This is a genomic window from Sphingomonas leidyi (assembly GCF_011761945.1).
Lineage (GTDB): Bacteria > Pseudomonadota > Alphaproteobacteria > Sphingomonadales > Sphingomonadaceae > Sphingomonas > Sphingomonas leidyi.
This window is the reverse complement of record NZ_JAASQV010000007.1, coordinates 17,733-32,135: the sequence shown is the minus strand read 5'-3', so window position 1 is coordinate 32,135 and position 14,403 is coordinate 17,733. Positions and strand designations below refer to the sequence as shown.

Annotated in this window: 9 protein-coding genes and 2 pseudogenes; 5 read left to right on the top strand and 6 right to left on the bottom strand. The window is 65.6% G+C overall.

Annotated elements, in window-relative coordinates; genetic code table 11:
* Positions 1-9: 9 nt before the first annotated feature.
* Positions 10-654 carry a DUF1287 domain-containing protein gene (locus FHR20_RS21565; RefSeq protein WP_167301495.1) on the bottom strand — a complete coding sequence of 215 codons (645 nt, stop codon included), beginning with the start codon at positions 652-654 and terminating at the stop codon, positions 10-12.
* Positions 655-926: 272 nt separating this feature from the next.
* Between FHR20_RS21565 and FHR20_RS21560 the strand changes: the two genes are divergently transcribed.
* Positions 927-1,298 (top strand): EF-hand domain-containing protein, encoded by a 372-nt coding sequence (locus FHR20_RS21560; protein ID WP_167301494.1) that lies wholly within the window; start codon positions 927-929, stop codon positions 1,296-1,298.
* Between the two features lie 102 nt (positions 1,299-1,400).
* Here the strand turns inward: FHR20_RS21560 and FHR20_RS21555 are convergent.
* From FHR20_RS21555 to FHR20_RS21535, 5 genes and pseudogenes are all read right to left on the bottom strand, one after another.
* Positions 1,401-1,562, bottom strand: a pseudogene (locus FHR20_RS21555) (JAB domain-containing protein); the annotation flags it as partial.
* 758 nt (positions 1,563-2,320) lie between these two features.
* Positions 2,321-4,273: an ATP-binding protein gene (locus tag FHR20_RS21550; protein ID WP_167301493.1), complete on the bottom strand. Its 1,953-nt coding sequence runs from the start codon at positions 4,271-4,273 to the stop codon at positions 2,321-2,323.
* A complete protein-coding gene (locus FHR20_RS21545) occupies positions 4,270-4,770 on the bottom strand; it encodes an ABC-three component system middle component 5 (protein ID WP_167301492.1) in 501 nt (166 codons plus the stop codon). The genes FHR20_RS21550 and FHR20_RS21545 overlap by 4 nt, the downstream gene beginning before the upstream one ends.
* Positions 4,767-5,957 (bottom strand): ABC-three component system protein, encoded by a 1,191-nt coding sequence (locus FHR20_RS21540; protein WP_167301491.1) that lies wholly within the window; start codon positions 5,955-5,957, stop codon positions 4,767-4,769. The genes FHR20_RS21545 and FHR20_RS21540 overlap by 4 nt, the downstream gene beginning before the upstream one ends.
* Before the next feature lie 611 nt (positions 5,958-6,568).
* Positions 6,569-12,688: an HTH domain-containing protein gene (locus FHR20_RS21535; RefSeq protein ID WP_167301490.1), complete on the bottom strand. Its 6,120-nt coding sequence runs from the start codon at positions 12,686-12,688 to the stop codon at positions 6,569-6,571.
* A gap of 127 nt (positions 12,689-12,815) precedes the next feature.
* Here FHR20_RS21535 and FHR20_RS22960 point away from each other — a divergent pair.
* From FHR20_RS22960 to FHR20_RS21515, 4 genes and pseudogenes are all read left to right on the top strand, one after another.
* Positions 12,816-12,914, top strand: a pseudogene (locus FHR20_RS22960) (transcriptional regulator); the annotation flags it as partial.
* A 304-nt stretch (positions 12,915-13,218) separates the two neighbouring features.
* On the top strand, positions 13,219-13,446 hold the full coding sequence (locus tag FHR20_RS21525) for a hypothetical protein (RefSeq protein ID WP_167301475.1): 228 nt from the start codon (positions 13,219-13,221) through the stop codon (positions 13,444-13,446).
* A gap of 42 nt (positions 13,447-13,488) precedes the next feature.
* Positions 13,489-13,818 carry a hypothetical protein gene (locus FHR20_RS21520; RefSeq protein ID WP_167301489.1) on the top strand — a complete coding sequence of 110 codons (330 nt, stop codon included), beginning with the start codon at positions 13,489-13,491 and terminating at the stop codon, positions 13,816-13,818.
* 5 nt (positions 13,819-13,823) lie between these two features.
* The gene (locus FHR20_RS21515; protein WP_167301488.1) at positions 13,824-14,168 is read left to right on the top strand and encodes a JAB domain-containing protein; all 345 of its coding nucleotides are present in this window, start codon (positions 13,824-13,826) and stop codon (positions 14,166-14,168) included.
* The last annotated feature ends 235 nt before the right edge of the window (positions 14,169-14,403 follow it).

Below are 14,403 nucleotides of genomic sequence, written 5' to 3'. Positions count from 1 at the left end.
AAGCGCGCCCTAGACTTTCCAGCGGAAGCGCCCGGTGATCGGCCAGTCGAGCAGCGCATCCTCCTCGCGGGCGCCGCGGCCGATATTGTGGAGGATCATCGGGGCATGGGCGCCGGGCAGGTCCGAGACCAGGCCGATATGCGTGGCGGTGCCGCCCATGCCGTTCGCGGGCGCGGAGGTGAAGATGTCGCCCGGCAGCCAGCCCTTGCCGTCGGCGGGCACCGGCAGCGCGGCGCCCATGCGCGCGAGGAAGCGGGCGAGATTGGGCACGCGCCGGTGATCGATGCTCGGATCCGGATGGGCCAGCCCCCATTTGCGGGGATAGGCGGCGAAGTCCCGCTTCATGTCGGCATGGACCAGCGCCTGGAGATCGATCCCGAAGGCGTCGCGATAGGCGCGGATCAGCACATCGGTGCACACGCCCTTCTCCCGCGGCACGTCGCCATTGGGGAAGGCGAGCCGGGTATAGGTCGAGTCGTAGCTGCGCGTGACGCCGACCTGGGCGCGCGCGGCGGAGACCAGCCTGGCGGCCGGGCCGCTGGCGGCGAGGCGCGGCGGCCGGGGCTCGTCGGCCTTTCCCGATGCCTTCGGGGCGCCGCCGCAGCCGGCGAGGCCGGCGGCCATTCCGAACAGCAAGGTGCGGCGATCGAACATCGCGCCATCCTGCACCGCCCGTGACGCATGCGCCACAGGGCAAATGAAATGCGGCAAATCGAGCCGGTGGAGGGGCAGGGTGAGGCTGGTCGCGATGAAATCGGGAACATGATCGCCGGACCATGGGTTGATATGGGGAGTTTCTAAAAATAACATCAGGAGAAATATGAATACATCTCCTGATCAGTTTAGGAGATATATTCATGATGAAGTCGATTATTCTCACTACTTCTATGTTGTTCGCTGTTCCTGTCTTTGCGCAGGAGGTGCCCGTGCAGGATAATACGCAGCCGGCCCAGGGTGCGGCGCAGGAAGCGTCGCCCACGCCCGGCCAGCCGGCGGCTGCCGCCTCGGCGGCGACCGGGCCCGTCGCGACTCCGGCCGCCACGCAGGAGCAGGTCGCCCAGGCAGTGGGCCGCGACTTCGGCAGCTATGACAAGGATGGCGACGGCAGGCTGGACGCGACCGAGTTCGCCGCCTGGATGGGGGCGCTGCGCAAGGCCGCGGAGCCGAACTTCCAGCCGGGAAGCGCCGAGGCGGCGACCTGGGCCAACCAGGCCTTTGCCAGCGCCGATACCGACAAGAGCGCTTCGGTGAACAAGCAGGAACTCACCGTGTTCCTGACTCCGAAGCAGCCGGGCTGATCCCGTCCCGTCGCGCCCGCGCATGGCGCTTGCTCCCGAACGGCCGCCGGACTTGCCTCCGGCGGCCGTTTGGCTTGCCGGCCGCTTCTCGCAAACCCGTCCCTAGATCAGCCCCTGTCCCCTGAGCGACGCGTGCCCCTCGCGCCCCAGGATGATGTGGTCGTGCACGCCGATCCCCAGCCCCTTGCCCGCAGCGACGATCTGGCGCGTGATCTCGATGTCGGCGCGGCTGGGCGAGGGGTCGCCCGAGGGATGGTTGTGGACGGTCGATCACGGAAACCCACTCTGAAGCCTGATGCCTCCCGGTAAAGCACTAAGAAGCATGGATATTCACGCCTTACGAAGTGGATCGATCTATAATCCATAGGGGCCGGTATTCGCAAAGTAGGGATGCCTAATTGGGGCTGTTAGTCTCATGTTGGACTGAGTCGCAATCTGCATGGGCGAAAATTATATTGAATCAGCGCCTTAGTTGGGTGTGCACGAAGGGTGGTTGGAAGGGTGATTGATGGGGTGATTAATCTCCGACCTAGTGCTGGACTGGTCACTTCGCTAGAAGATCTTCACTCGAACGGCTGATCCGGCGCCATTTGGGGTAAGCCGCCGGGCAGCGATACGCCCCAATGTCAGTCGTTCAACGGGTCTGGGCCGCCGGCCGAAAGTGGACGTTCGTTCAGGTCGCGCCTCTCGCGCAAACGAAACTGGGCCATGCTGATCGATTACATCTCCTGGGGGCTTAGGGCGAAGTGGAGCGGCTGTACAAGCAAGCACCGATGCCGCACTCAGTGACCGCTAGGCCAACTACCCTTTCGATGCCGACCTGGCTTTGATCGTTCGCGAATATGATTCCTTTGCCTGCTAGTATCTCTGCCGCGCCGGGCTCGGCTCTGATCGAATGGCTAGCCCCGAGAGGCGGGTTGCCCGGCTCATTCTAGCGGCGAATGATATCGGCGATTTTGTCGATGTTTTGGCAATCTTAGAGCCGCCCAGAACCCTCGAGAACAATGGCAACGTCATTCTTGTCAGTCACTGTACGCCTCGTTGTCTGGCTCCGGATCGTCGTCCGGATACGGTCGGCCGTCGAAATTCAGGGTCCGATAGTGCTCGGTGTAATGCGGCCCAATCGCGAGGTGTTCTAGATCCAGCGCCGGGTTCGGCATTGAGGTCGTGAAGATAATCTGATGGGTGAGGCGCACCCGCTTCGACAGATCGACGATCATCTTCTGAAAGTTGTAACTGCGGACCTGCTCCATCCCCTTGTCCTCGACATTGTCCATAAGCAGGAATCGGGGGTGATAGAATTTCTCGTCCGATGCTGCTGCACCAAGCAGTGCGAGGATCGCCGCATTCTTCAACACGACGTTACTGCTCTCGGCGAAATTGAGCTTGCCATCGACAAGGATGGCATCATCCTCAAAATCGACCGTCACCTGACGGGGATCCGCAAACTCCTCCTGCCGCTTCAGATCCCGCTTCAACAACTCTTTGGTCATGGCCCCAACTAGGCCCATTGCCTGGGTGACGCGTCCGCCACTCGCCATACGCAGCGAGTCGATGCGCGCCGTCACTACGTCGACCGATTTCTGCGCGTCATCGCGCTCAGCGATCAGCTTGGCCACCTTTTCGGCCAATTCCCGCACCGATCCCAGATAGGCGATCTGCTGTCCGATCTCGCCGATGCGCTGGTTGAGGCCGGCCAGGCGGGCCTCACGCGGTGACGCAGCGAGCTCGAACTCGGATTGGAAGGCGATGGAACGCTTGGTCATTGCCTGGCGTGCCGAACGCAGTTCCTGGCCCGTCTTCTGCAGTTCGAGCTCCTTGCCCTCGAGGATCTGGCGGGTTTCGCGCAGCTGCAAGCTGATGTCGAGCTTGATCTCCAGATAGCGGGCGCTCTCGCGTTCAGGGTCAACGGGCTTGGTGCACACAACGCAGCGTCCGCTTTCCCGCTCGCCGTCCAGAGGCTCGAGACAGGCGGGGCAATAGGCAAAGTCGATCGCACCGAGCGCGTCGGCGATCGACGAAGCGGCGTTCACCTTGCCCATCGTCTCCTCGAGATAGTCGACGAAGACGTCCAGGTCGGTTATTTCGAGGCCCAGTCGTTCGCTCTGCTCCTCGATGCGCCGCAGCGACGTGCGCTGGCCGCGCAATTCCTTCACTGCGTCGGTTCGCCGGTTCTGGAACTCCTTTTCCGCATCTTCGGGCTCGTCTTCGTCAAGACTGCCGATCTGCTCGACAAGCCGGTCGGCCTCCGTCGACAGCGCCGCGATCCGCGCGCCGAGCTCGCCAGTGTTCATCGAGCCATAGTCGCTCGGGATGGCCTCCAGCAGCGAGCGGAGCCGCTGTTGTCGATCCTCGAGCAGCTTGGTCGCTGTCCGAAGCTCGACTTGGGCTTCATAAAGCGCATAGCTGTTGGCGCCGAGCAGCAAGTCGCCAACCGCCGCGCGGATGTCGCGCGTGTCGAACCGTTCGAACCTGAATAGGCGCGGAGCCGGCGTACGCTGATCGGAATAGAGCAGGCGCATTATCTGGTGGGCGGTGACGTTCGCCCCCTCGTCGCTCGGCGCCTCGGGAATGCCGGATGCGCGGAAGAGCACCTGCGAGAAGCCCAGTTGCTTCTCGCTCTGTCGGCGGATCGGATAGCGTTCCCATCCCTCAATCGGACTTTTCTCAGCGTCCTCGAGCCGGCCATAGAAGACGGTTATCGGCTCCTGCTTCGCGCCGATCAGCCGTCTTAGCGTGAGGGTGGCGGACGCGGTCTGGATTTCTGCGCGGACCTCGTCGCACTGGCGTGCGCGGTCCTTCCAGTCGTCGAACTCGCCGCCGAACACATAGAAAATGAAGTCGGCGATGGTCGATTTGCCCGAGCCATTCTCGCCGCGAATGACATTAACGCCGAGATGGAAGCGCTCGTCATAGACGGCGCGACCATGGGAGAAGACTTTCAGTCGCCGGAGCGCGAGCAGGCTGAAGCTCATGTGCCAGGCCTCCGCAGGCCGGTACTCAGCCGCAACTCGCCGGGCGCGTCAGCGCCGATGCGCGCGAAGCTCTCGACCAGAAACTCGACCACGCGGCGCTCTGCCTGGGTCACGAACACGGTGTCGGCAATCTCCGGCAGCTTGTCGCCGCCCTCGATACGACCCTGGCGCAGGGGCTCGATCGCGACGAAGCCCTTGCCTACGATGGTGCGCAGCGCCTCTTTCTGCACGGGCTCCATCTTCGCGAATAGCATCTGCGACGATGGATAGCTCAGGAAGCCCTTTTCCGGGCGCATGACCGAGAGCGCCTGGAAGTCTTTGCGTGTCTCGGAGTCCATCCGGGTCTTGTGGAGTAGGGCTGGGCTCGCGAGATAGAAGTCCGAGACATAGAGCCGCTCGGGCGTCATGTCGCGCTCGGACCATGCGACGATCAGTGCCAGCATGCGCCGGACCGTGTCGTAGACATCAAGGTGCGGATACCAGAGCCGGACGTTCATTGTGGATCCCAACGGATGTGGCATTGCTCGGTCAGAAAGTACAAGGCCTCGACAACCTTGCGCGCCGAGACGCGCCGCTCGACGAACTTGGCGACCACGGCATCGATGACCTGGGTCTGGAGCGCCTGCTGAATCGCCTCATCGCTGGCAGCCTTGCAGATTAGCGGCAGGTAGACGTGCATCTCAAAGCGTTGCTGGACTTCATCGAGGAGATTGTCATTCGCCTCCTTGGCAGCTGCGTGCAGGCCGAGCCGGATATAGCTCTGGGCGAACTTGTTCTGCGCCTCATTTGCGAAGGCATATTCATGCTCGCGGTTGGCCGCGGTCAGCTTTTCGAGAAGATCGCGTCGATCGCTTGCTTTTTCCGCGAAGTCGGTGCCCTCGAACTGGAAGGGCTCGTCCGCTTGCCCATCCGCGATTGCGGGGCAGGCTTCCGCGAACTTCCTGAGCTTACGCGCGAGGCTCAGATAGACCGGCGAGTTTCGGCTGGCTGGCTTGCAAATCGAGATATGGTCGGCATCGACCGGAATAGGATTCACCCCTGTGACACCTGGGTTCGCGCTTTCCTTGGTGACAATGATCGCCCCCTTGGTCGCGAACTTCTCATAGAAGACCACGGTCTCGATCGGTCGCTTCGCGGCAGTCGTCTTGTATGACGCGTTCAGCTCGTCGAGCTGGGCGTTGCCAGCCTTCAACGTCTCAATGTTTGCCGAGGTCGTGCGGGGCAGGAAGAATTTGAGGGTCGAGGCGACGCTGGATCCGTTGTGCGGCGTCGCTAGGAACGCGACGAACCGGGTGTTGCCGGCGATCGCCGACCAGTCCGAATCATCGGCCTCATTGCCGGTACGGATGATCTGCTTGGCCAGCAGGCCACCCAGGCTGTGGCAAACCAGTGCGATGGGTCGCCTCCCTAGCCCCATGCCGGCAAGCTGCTCGAGTACCGCCTTTGCGCGCTCGTAGAGCGACATGGCCTGCTCGATCCACTTCGCCCACACATCTGCCGGATAGCCCAATGTATAGACATTTGCGTTAGGCAGATCCTTGGCGAGCCAGAGTGGCCAATAGGCTTTCGCCGGATCCTCGGTACTGCTCGTCCACGAGGCCTTGGGGTCGCCAGAGAGCCCGTGGATGAAGATGAGGTCAAATGTCCCCGAGCCGCCCGCAATTCGCTCGATTGAAAACGACATACGCCTGACAGTCACCCCCTTAGGAACGCCCCCCGGCGATCCTGCATCGAGATGTGATAAGCGAGCCGAAGATGGATGTAAATTTCCCAACGAGATGGAGCCAATTCATCGGATGAACTGGCGCCTGGCGTCGCGCGGTAAGAAAGGCGCCTTCATCCCTTGGTAGACGCTTTTACTCGCTGCTTCGAGCGATTGCGAAAATCTCTGTGGTCAGCCGATGGAAGCGCAAGATCTATGATCTTGTGACTAGACCGTATCGGCTCAATACACTGATAATCTGAACCATTATGAATCGATTGGTGTCCGTGTCGACAAGTGGGGCTTCAACGCGGATCAACGGCAGATGGCAGCTATCGAGCTTACCGCGCCAAAAGCGGATTGTCGGCTAGCGGCCCAAGAGCAGCCGGACGGGTTCGGCACGAGCCGCCGGTCGGCAAAGCCCCCCACATATTAGTGATTTAGTGCGAGCATGATCGCACCCGTAAGCGGCCATTCGTTCATTCCGCTAGCTCCGATGATGGCAATCGTAGTATGGATCTGCTGGCGGGCACGGACCACCTGGCGCGAGCAAATCCGCTTATATGGCCCGATGGCCTGAGCCTAAAATTCCCTCACGCCGCCAGCAGCGCCGCGATGCGGAGACGCTCGAGCGCCGTGGCCCACGGCGGGACGACGTTGGCGAGCAGGTCGAGGAAATTTGCGAGCGTCTCCGCCGCATCGTGGTCGAGCGGACCGAAGGCGAGGTCTGTGAGCCTGGCGACGGCCGCATCCCTCATCGCGGGCGCGTCGGGTTGCGCCGCGGCCGCCGACACGGCGAACTCGGCGGTGGCTCCGATGCGCTCGCCACGGGCGTCCGGCTCCGCCAGGACGATCTCCATCAGCCGATCGGCGAGGTCGGCGGACTTCCACTTGGCCGCCGCGACGAACGAGAACTGGATCGCCTGGTTGCGATGTTCGCTGTCGCACCGCCCGACCAGCTCGGCGACGGCGTCGACCATCGGCGGCAGGTCGTTGGGCGGCCCTCCCGCCGACACCAGCACGTAGAGCATGTTGAGGGCCGGGACCGCTCCTGCGCCGACGATCTCGGGCGCCCACTTGTCCGATTCCAGATCCTCGCCGCGCCGGAACGTCGGGGAGAAGGCGTCGAGCGGTCCGGGTATCGCGAACATCGCGCGGGTGTGGTTGCCGGCGAAGGGGCCGACGCCCTTGGCGATGCCCTCGACCCACGGCTTCGGCCGTTTCTCGACGTCGATCGTGTCGAGCGCCGCGTCCATGCGCCTGATCATCTGGGCGGTGACCACGCTGGGATTGAGCCAGTCCCGGACCCATTCGCTCGACTCGACCCGTTCGAGGTGGCCGCGAAGCCGGTAGCGGGTCGCGATCCAGCCATAGGCGGTCGTGAGCAGTTCGGGCCGATCGAAGTCGTAGCCGGCCAGCGCCCTCGAGACGTTGCCGGCGTGTGCGAGTAGGGTCGCCCGCCGCTGCGGCAGGGGCCAGTCGAACAGCGCGTGCTCGAGGTCCGCGCTCGCCAAGACCATGCGGGCCGCGATGCACCAGTCGTGCGCGATCTGGTCGTGCCGGCCTTCCTCGCCGAAGAGCGCCTCCAGGATCCTGTTCCCGACGGCGACGCAAGCGGGCGACGTGTGCCGCGCGCAGCACGCCTCGAACGCGGCGACGAGACTGAACGCGTCGCCCTCCTCGATCAAGTCCCCGCACAGTCCCGCGACCTCCTCGTCGCCGAGCTCGGCCACCAGCTTGGGGAACTTGAAGTCCGGCGAAACGGCGAGCGGCGCAAGTGCGCGCGCGGCGTGCGCCGGTCCGGGGGCCGCGGCGTGCGCAGTCACCACGGCGTCGATCGTGGCGGCGAGGTCCGCGGCCGGGTCCGCGACGTCGAGGATGGAGGCGAGCAGGCGCTCGTCGAGCGTGGAGATGTCGGAGAAGTTCAGCGGATGGTCGGTCTGGCGCAGGGACGCCAGGAACGTCTCGGGCGAGGCGTGCAGTTCGTCCATCAGGATGACCATGAGGTCGGCCGGAAGCGGCGCGCTCGCGACGACGTCGCGCCAGCGCGCCGCGCTGCTCGGGGCGATCGTGTTCTGCGCAGCCAGCGAGTCGAACGTCAGCCGTCGCATTGCGGGATCCTTCGCGAAGAGCCCGGCCATGTCGAACCGGAGCGTCCCCCATGGTCGCGTGATCGCGGCCGAGCCGTCCGGCCGGGCGTCGCCGCTCTCGGCTAGCACGGTCCCGTCCACGGCCGTCAGCGGCGACGCTACACCGTCCATCGCGTCGCCGAGGAAGCGGGCGACCGCTGCGACCTCGACCTCGTGCTCGTCCACGACGATCGCGGCGCGCGTGCCGCTGAGTGCGGCGTGCACGGCCGCCTCGTCGACCAGCGCGTCGAGGTGGAACTTGGGGACGAGTCCGGCGACGAGCCGGTTGAGGCGCGCTTCCTGTTCCGGCGAGACCGGTCCGATGTCGGGGTCGACCTGTTGGCGCGGGGTGGTCAGCACCAGTCCGAGCCGGCTCCTGACGCCTGCGAGTGCGGCCCGGTCGCGACCCTCGAGACGGGGGCGGACGCGCGAAGCATACCAGTCGTGATATGCCTCGAGCCGTTCGGGCGGTACCTCGAACGGCAGGGCGAGCACGGCGTGGACGGCGATCGCCACCTCGTCGGGCCAGGCGCTGGCGGACGGGTCCGGGTCCCGCTCGATCCAGCCCGCGACATTGGGTAGGTTGTGGAACAGGAAGTCCGCCGCCTTGGTGGCGACCTCGACGTCGAGGTCGGCCCAACACTTCCTGATCGCCAGTGCCATCGATAGCGTAGCGCCTCGGAGCCAGTGCCGGTCGTCGGGCAGGAGCAAGGCCCGGCGCAGCAGGGGCAGATGGATGGAGTCACAGATCGCGCGCAGGTCGCGCGAGGGCCCGTGCGTCCAGTTCCCGATCGCCGCCGCGGCCGCGACCTCGTCGGCGTCCGTGGGGATCATCGCGACGCCGGCCTCGCGCAGCTTGCGGATCGCTGTCGCCCGACGGGCGGCAGTTATTCTGCCGGCCCGCACCAGCTGGTTGATCACGTCGATGATGGTGAGCACCGGGCGGCCGCCGCCCGTCCGATCGGTGAACGCGCCGTGGCGGTTCACCATCCGGTCGCCGGAGATGAGTGCCTCGACCCCGGAACCGTCCTGAAGCAGCGAGATGAGCGGGGCGAGCGCGGGATCGCGCTCGACGTTGCCGTCCTGGTCCCGAGGCAGGACCTCGGCGTCGCGCCGGAACCTGCCGATGACGGCCTTGCCGCTCGTCAGCGCCGACCGCAGCGTCGCCCGGACGGTTTCGATCGAACGCGCGAGTTCCTGCGAGTCCGAGCGCTGGCGGATCTCGTTCTCGGCCATGTCGACCACGGCCTTCGGGATGAAGACCTTCGCGCCCGCGCGCAGGAGCGGCTCGAGGATGCCCGCGTCGTCGAGCGCGTGCAGCGACACGCCGTCGACGACGAGCGGGCGGTCGAGGTCCGGCGGAGTCTCGTCCGGCCAGCTGCCGGAGCCTTCCAGCCGCTTCGCGGCCTTTTCCGTCTCCTCGACGCTGGTCTCCCCCAGCGCCGCCAGCGCAGCCGCGACCGCCCCCGGGCTCACCAGGCGTTCCTTGAATGGCTCGGCGTCCCGCATCTCCTCCATGAAGGTGCCGGCGACGTAGATTGGGAAGCCGTGGACGACCGACCCGCCCAGCCGCTCCGCTGCCGCGTGGAGGTCGTCGAACGGGTCGACGTCAGCGGGCACCGCGGGCAGCGTCTCGAGCCGGCCGTTGCCGGCGAGTTCCTTGATCCTGATCCCCTGCTCGACGCGCGCCGGCTGCGAGCGGTCCGCGCGCGTTAGGTCGTTGAACATGGACGGGAGCGTGCCGGCGGGGATCACGATCTCGGGGAACGCGCCGAGCGTGTCCTCGAGCAGGCCGCAGAGTTGGAGCGCGAGGATCGCGTTGGGGTCGAGCCCGATGCGGGTCGCGCCGGTCATGTCGACGTTCAGCCGGTTGCCGGCGACGAAGGGCAGGCACGTCCGGTGTCTGCCGTCCTCGATCGTGACGTTGGCCGCGAGACGCGAGAGCACGAGTTCGCTCAGCGTCGTCCCGAGCGGCGCCGCGACCATCGCCAGCGGCACGTCGCCGGACATGATCAGCCCGTCGATCTCCAAGCTGCGGCGGAAGTGCTCGTCGCGCAGCTCGATGACGTCCTGGAGCTTTCGGCGCTGCAGCGGGCCCGAGTCGCCGGACAGCTCGATGGCGCGCCGGAGCCACTCGCCGGTCTCGTCGCTCCAGTCCCGACCCCTGCGCAGCGCCTGGGTGAACGCCTGCATGAGGACGGCGGCGGTGTCCGGTGCGGCCGCAGCCGCGGCGCGCGTGAGTTCGTCCGAGATCGGGTCGTCCATGGCGTGGGCGAGTTCGGCCGCCTGGAGGAGTTGGCGGGCCGACCGGTGCTCGCGTCGGTCGAGGTCCTCCCGCACGAGCGGTGCCAGCCGGCGCCAGTCGCCGCCCTCGAGCGCGACGTTGATGTCGAGCTGGCGAAGCGAGACGTCGTCGGGTGAGGCGACCCGGAGCGGCGCCAGGCGGCGGTCCGCCTCGTCGAGCTCGCCCGCGCGGTATGAAGCCCAGGCCGCATGCGCCGAGAGCCGCGGATCGTCGTCGACGCCGGTCCCGATCTCCTCCAGGAACGCGTCGAGCGGGCCGTCCCTGCCGCTGTTGAAGTAGACGTTGCAGGCCCGGACGGCGTCCTCGGTCCGGTGCCGCCGACGCCACATCAGCGCCGAATAGTCCGCAAGCCTGTCATCCCCGCCCTCGCCGAGCGCGCCGATGAGCGCGAGCAGGTCGGGCTCGGCGTCGGTCGCCTCGAACCGGGCGAGCCGGATCGCGAGCGGATTGCCCCCTTCCTGCTCGTCGAGCAGAGCCTCGAGGCGCCCGATCGTATTCGGCTCGAGACGGCCCCGCCATTCGTCGAGGCGCGCGCGACCCTCGGGGATGCGCCCCTGCTGCGCGAGCGCCTCGATCTCAATGCCGACCGTCTGCCCGGCCCCAAGCGCCTCGACGAGCTGGTCGCGGTTGGCGTCGATGAAGGCCGTGAGCGACCCGCCGTCGTGGTCGTCCCGCATGGCGACCTGGAAGGCGGTGACGAGCTGCCCTTGGTGCCAGCCGCCCACGGCGCGAGCGCGGTCGAGGTTGGCGCGCAGGGTCGTCTCGTCGAACTCGATGTCGAAGGCCAGTGCCAGCCAGGCGTAGTCGACCACCTGCTCGTAGTCGGCGAGCTTGTCGTGCAACCGGTCCGTCGCCGCCTCGACCAGCTCGGGGTCGCCCGACAGGAGGTCGAGGTAGAGGCGATGGACATCGACGCTGACGGCGAAGGCAGCGTAGCGGTCCCCGGGGATCTGGGCCGCCAGGGCGGCGAGATCATCCCGCGCCGCGCCGAGCAGGCGCGCGCCTTCGGCATCGTTCCGGACCGCCGACGGCTGAGGGAGGTTGGACGTGCTCTCGATCGTGCCGAGGCGCTGGTCCGCCGGTCCGAGCATCGCGATCCGCATCCGCGCCCGCGCGTAGAGCAGAGTAGGATTCTCTTCGATCTGCTCGTCGCTCGCCGCCGCGTAGATGCCCTCGGCATCCTCCCAGCGATCGGCGATCGCCATCAAGGTCGCGACCGCCGGCACGAGGAACCCGGTCATGTCCGCGTGCGCCATGTGGCGGTCGACGTAATCGAGCGCGGTGGCGTCCCCGTCCCGGCCCCTGATCAGATCGATCGCTAGCGATACCGCGATGCGGTCGGTCCGGTCCTTCAGCAGGGTCGCCGCGGCGTTCCAGTCCTTCTCGAAGATCGCGATCCTCGCCCGGTCGGTCCCGAGGTCGTTCGCGCCGGCGCCCGTCGCGGCGTCGAGCCACTTGGCGGCGTCGGGCGCACGGCCGTTCCGCGCGAGCGTCGCCGCGGCCATCCGCATCGCGCCGCTCCGGGCGGCGGGTGGGGCTTCGCGAAGGTCCCCGCCGTCAGCGACGCGCTCGGCGAGCTGCACGGTGCGTTCGACCTGCTTTTCATCCACGATGGCGCGCCAGCGCGTCTCAGTCGCTACCTCCGCGAGGATGTGTTCCCCGACGATTTCCGCCGGGAACGGGCCGCCGGCCTGCCCGTCGACGACCTGTTGGAGCAGCGCGACCATGCGGTCGTTCCCGTCGGCGACGGAGCGGCCGACGTCGGCGATGTCCGCGGCGAGCCGCGCCGTGTTGCGGTTGCCGGTGGCGATGCCGAGCCGAGTCTCGGTCGAGGTCTTCGCGTCGAGCGTGAGCGACAGGAAGGCCACGGCGTGGTCGAACAGCGCGCCGCCATACCAGTTCGCGTCGCCCGTCGCCTCCAAGTAGAGGCGTTCGGCCTCTGCACGCTGCGCGTCGATCGCCTCCTGGGCCACGGACGCGAGCGTCGCGTCCTTGATCACCGCGCGCACCTCGGGAATGCGCAGCCATTCGCGCACCTCGGTCTCGGCGAACATCGGCGGGCGCGCGGATATCGCCGCCTTCAGGCGCTTGGCGATCGCGTCGGGAAGCGTGGCGGCATCGCCGGTGAGCGTGTCGAGCGCCTCCTCCAGCTCGCGGTCGACGGTGCCGGCGGCGAGGTCGGTCAGGGGCGACGCGCCGCGCCGCTTCCACTGGAGCATGGCCTTAGCGAGCAGCGCCTTGCCGCCCGCCTTCGCGCCAGTGCTCAGACCGTTGCCCAATGTTGGATCGATTCCCACCCGCCCCGTCGCACCTCTTCTACGTTCGCATCTGATATAGGGTACCGGACCGCAGATCGCTAAAGGCGTCGCATCCAATCCGGCTTGTTAGGCCCCGCCGCTGCTAGGTGATACGCTGCGCGCGCTAATGCTCTTCCTTGCGAAGGATTGTTGCGAAGGGCGCGCGGAATTGTGTGAGCCGCTGCTTACCGAACTCGCCTGCTGCTGAAAGACGCGTCCGTGAGTGGCCAGTCAGCAATGCGCCCCAATCCCGATCGCTGAGCGCGCGTCAGCTCGATCCTAGAAGAGGCGGTTCGTTCAGATTGGCGGGCACGCCAGCCCTAGTCCTTGGATCCGGGCAGGTGCGTGGCTACGGCCTCGTCGCTCCATTGCAGTTCTATCAGAGTTGGTAACTCCGTGCTCGAGATCCGTGGATGCCTTAGACTAGCTCAGACTAGTCTAGTTGGGCTTTGATTCAATCGAGGTGGTGATACCCTCCGATGCTCCGACGAGTCGTTCGGTGAGGAGAGAACATGCGCAAGATTACTTTCGCAGTCGCGTCACTCGCGTTGCTCACTGCTTCAACCTCCGCGTTCGCGGCGGGCCCGTGCAAGGACGCAAAGGGCAAGTTCATCAAGTGCCCGGCCACGCCGGCGGCGAGCGCCGCGAAGGCCACCACCGGTGGTGTTACCAAGGATAAGAACGGCAAGTGCCATGTGGCCTCTGGGCCAAAGAAGGGCCAATTCACCAAGTGCCCATGATCCCGCGCCGCGGAACGAAATGACGCCCCTGCGCGAGGAACAATGATCGAGGAAGGATCGCCGGCGCAATGCTGGCTCACCTCCGCGTTTCGCCGTGATGAACTTCAACGCGACGAGCAGCGGATCATCGAGTTCCTCGCGCAGGAGCGTGAATGGCAGAGATTCCGTGACGTCCGCGGCATGTCGCCTGAGGAGCTCCAGCAGTTTCGACGAAACTGGTACGGGTCACCGCCCTGGAAAATGGGAGAGCGTTGGAACGTCTCTTTGCGCGCCTCCGTAACATTCGCGTTAGTTATATCTATCGAATCCTGGAATTGGGCGGCGAATATATTCATTGTTGGAAAATGGCTTTTCGAGTTCGCGATTCGATAGATGTGATGCGCTATATTTATCCTCGTTTCGAGGGTAGGGCGCGGGAACTTCTTGTCGGCATCTTCCTCGCCCGCGATCTCACTATCTGTGATGAGTTTGAGATAGAAGGATCGCGCAGTGAAATCGTGATGCCGTTGGAGCGACTCCTCGTCGGTGCGACATCGCGCAGGGCCGCTCACCTGGTTCTTGCTCACAATCATCCGTCCGGTGATCATCGGCCAAGCCGAGCAGACAAGGAAGTGACGCGGCGGGTCTCAAGTATCTGTGACCTATGCGGTGTGCGATTGACGGATCATCTGATCATCGGCGCTCACGACGTCACGAGCTTCCGCGCTCTGGGCTTGCTCTAGCCGCCATTAGTTGGCGCGTGACCGAAGCGTCCTGATTCTACAGTAGAACCACCCGACAAGGCAGGGAGGTTGGCTTTCGCCCCATTCTCAGCCGTCCAGCGGCGCGGGGACCGATTCAAAAGCTGACCGGTTGCCAACGCCCCAATAGCGGTCATTTAGCTCGCCGACAGGCGTACCTGAAAGCCGCCGGCCGTTCGGGCGGCGCAAGAACGGTAGCTATCGGGTACTTAGGAAC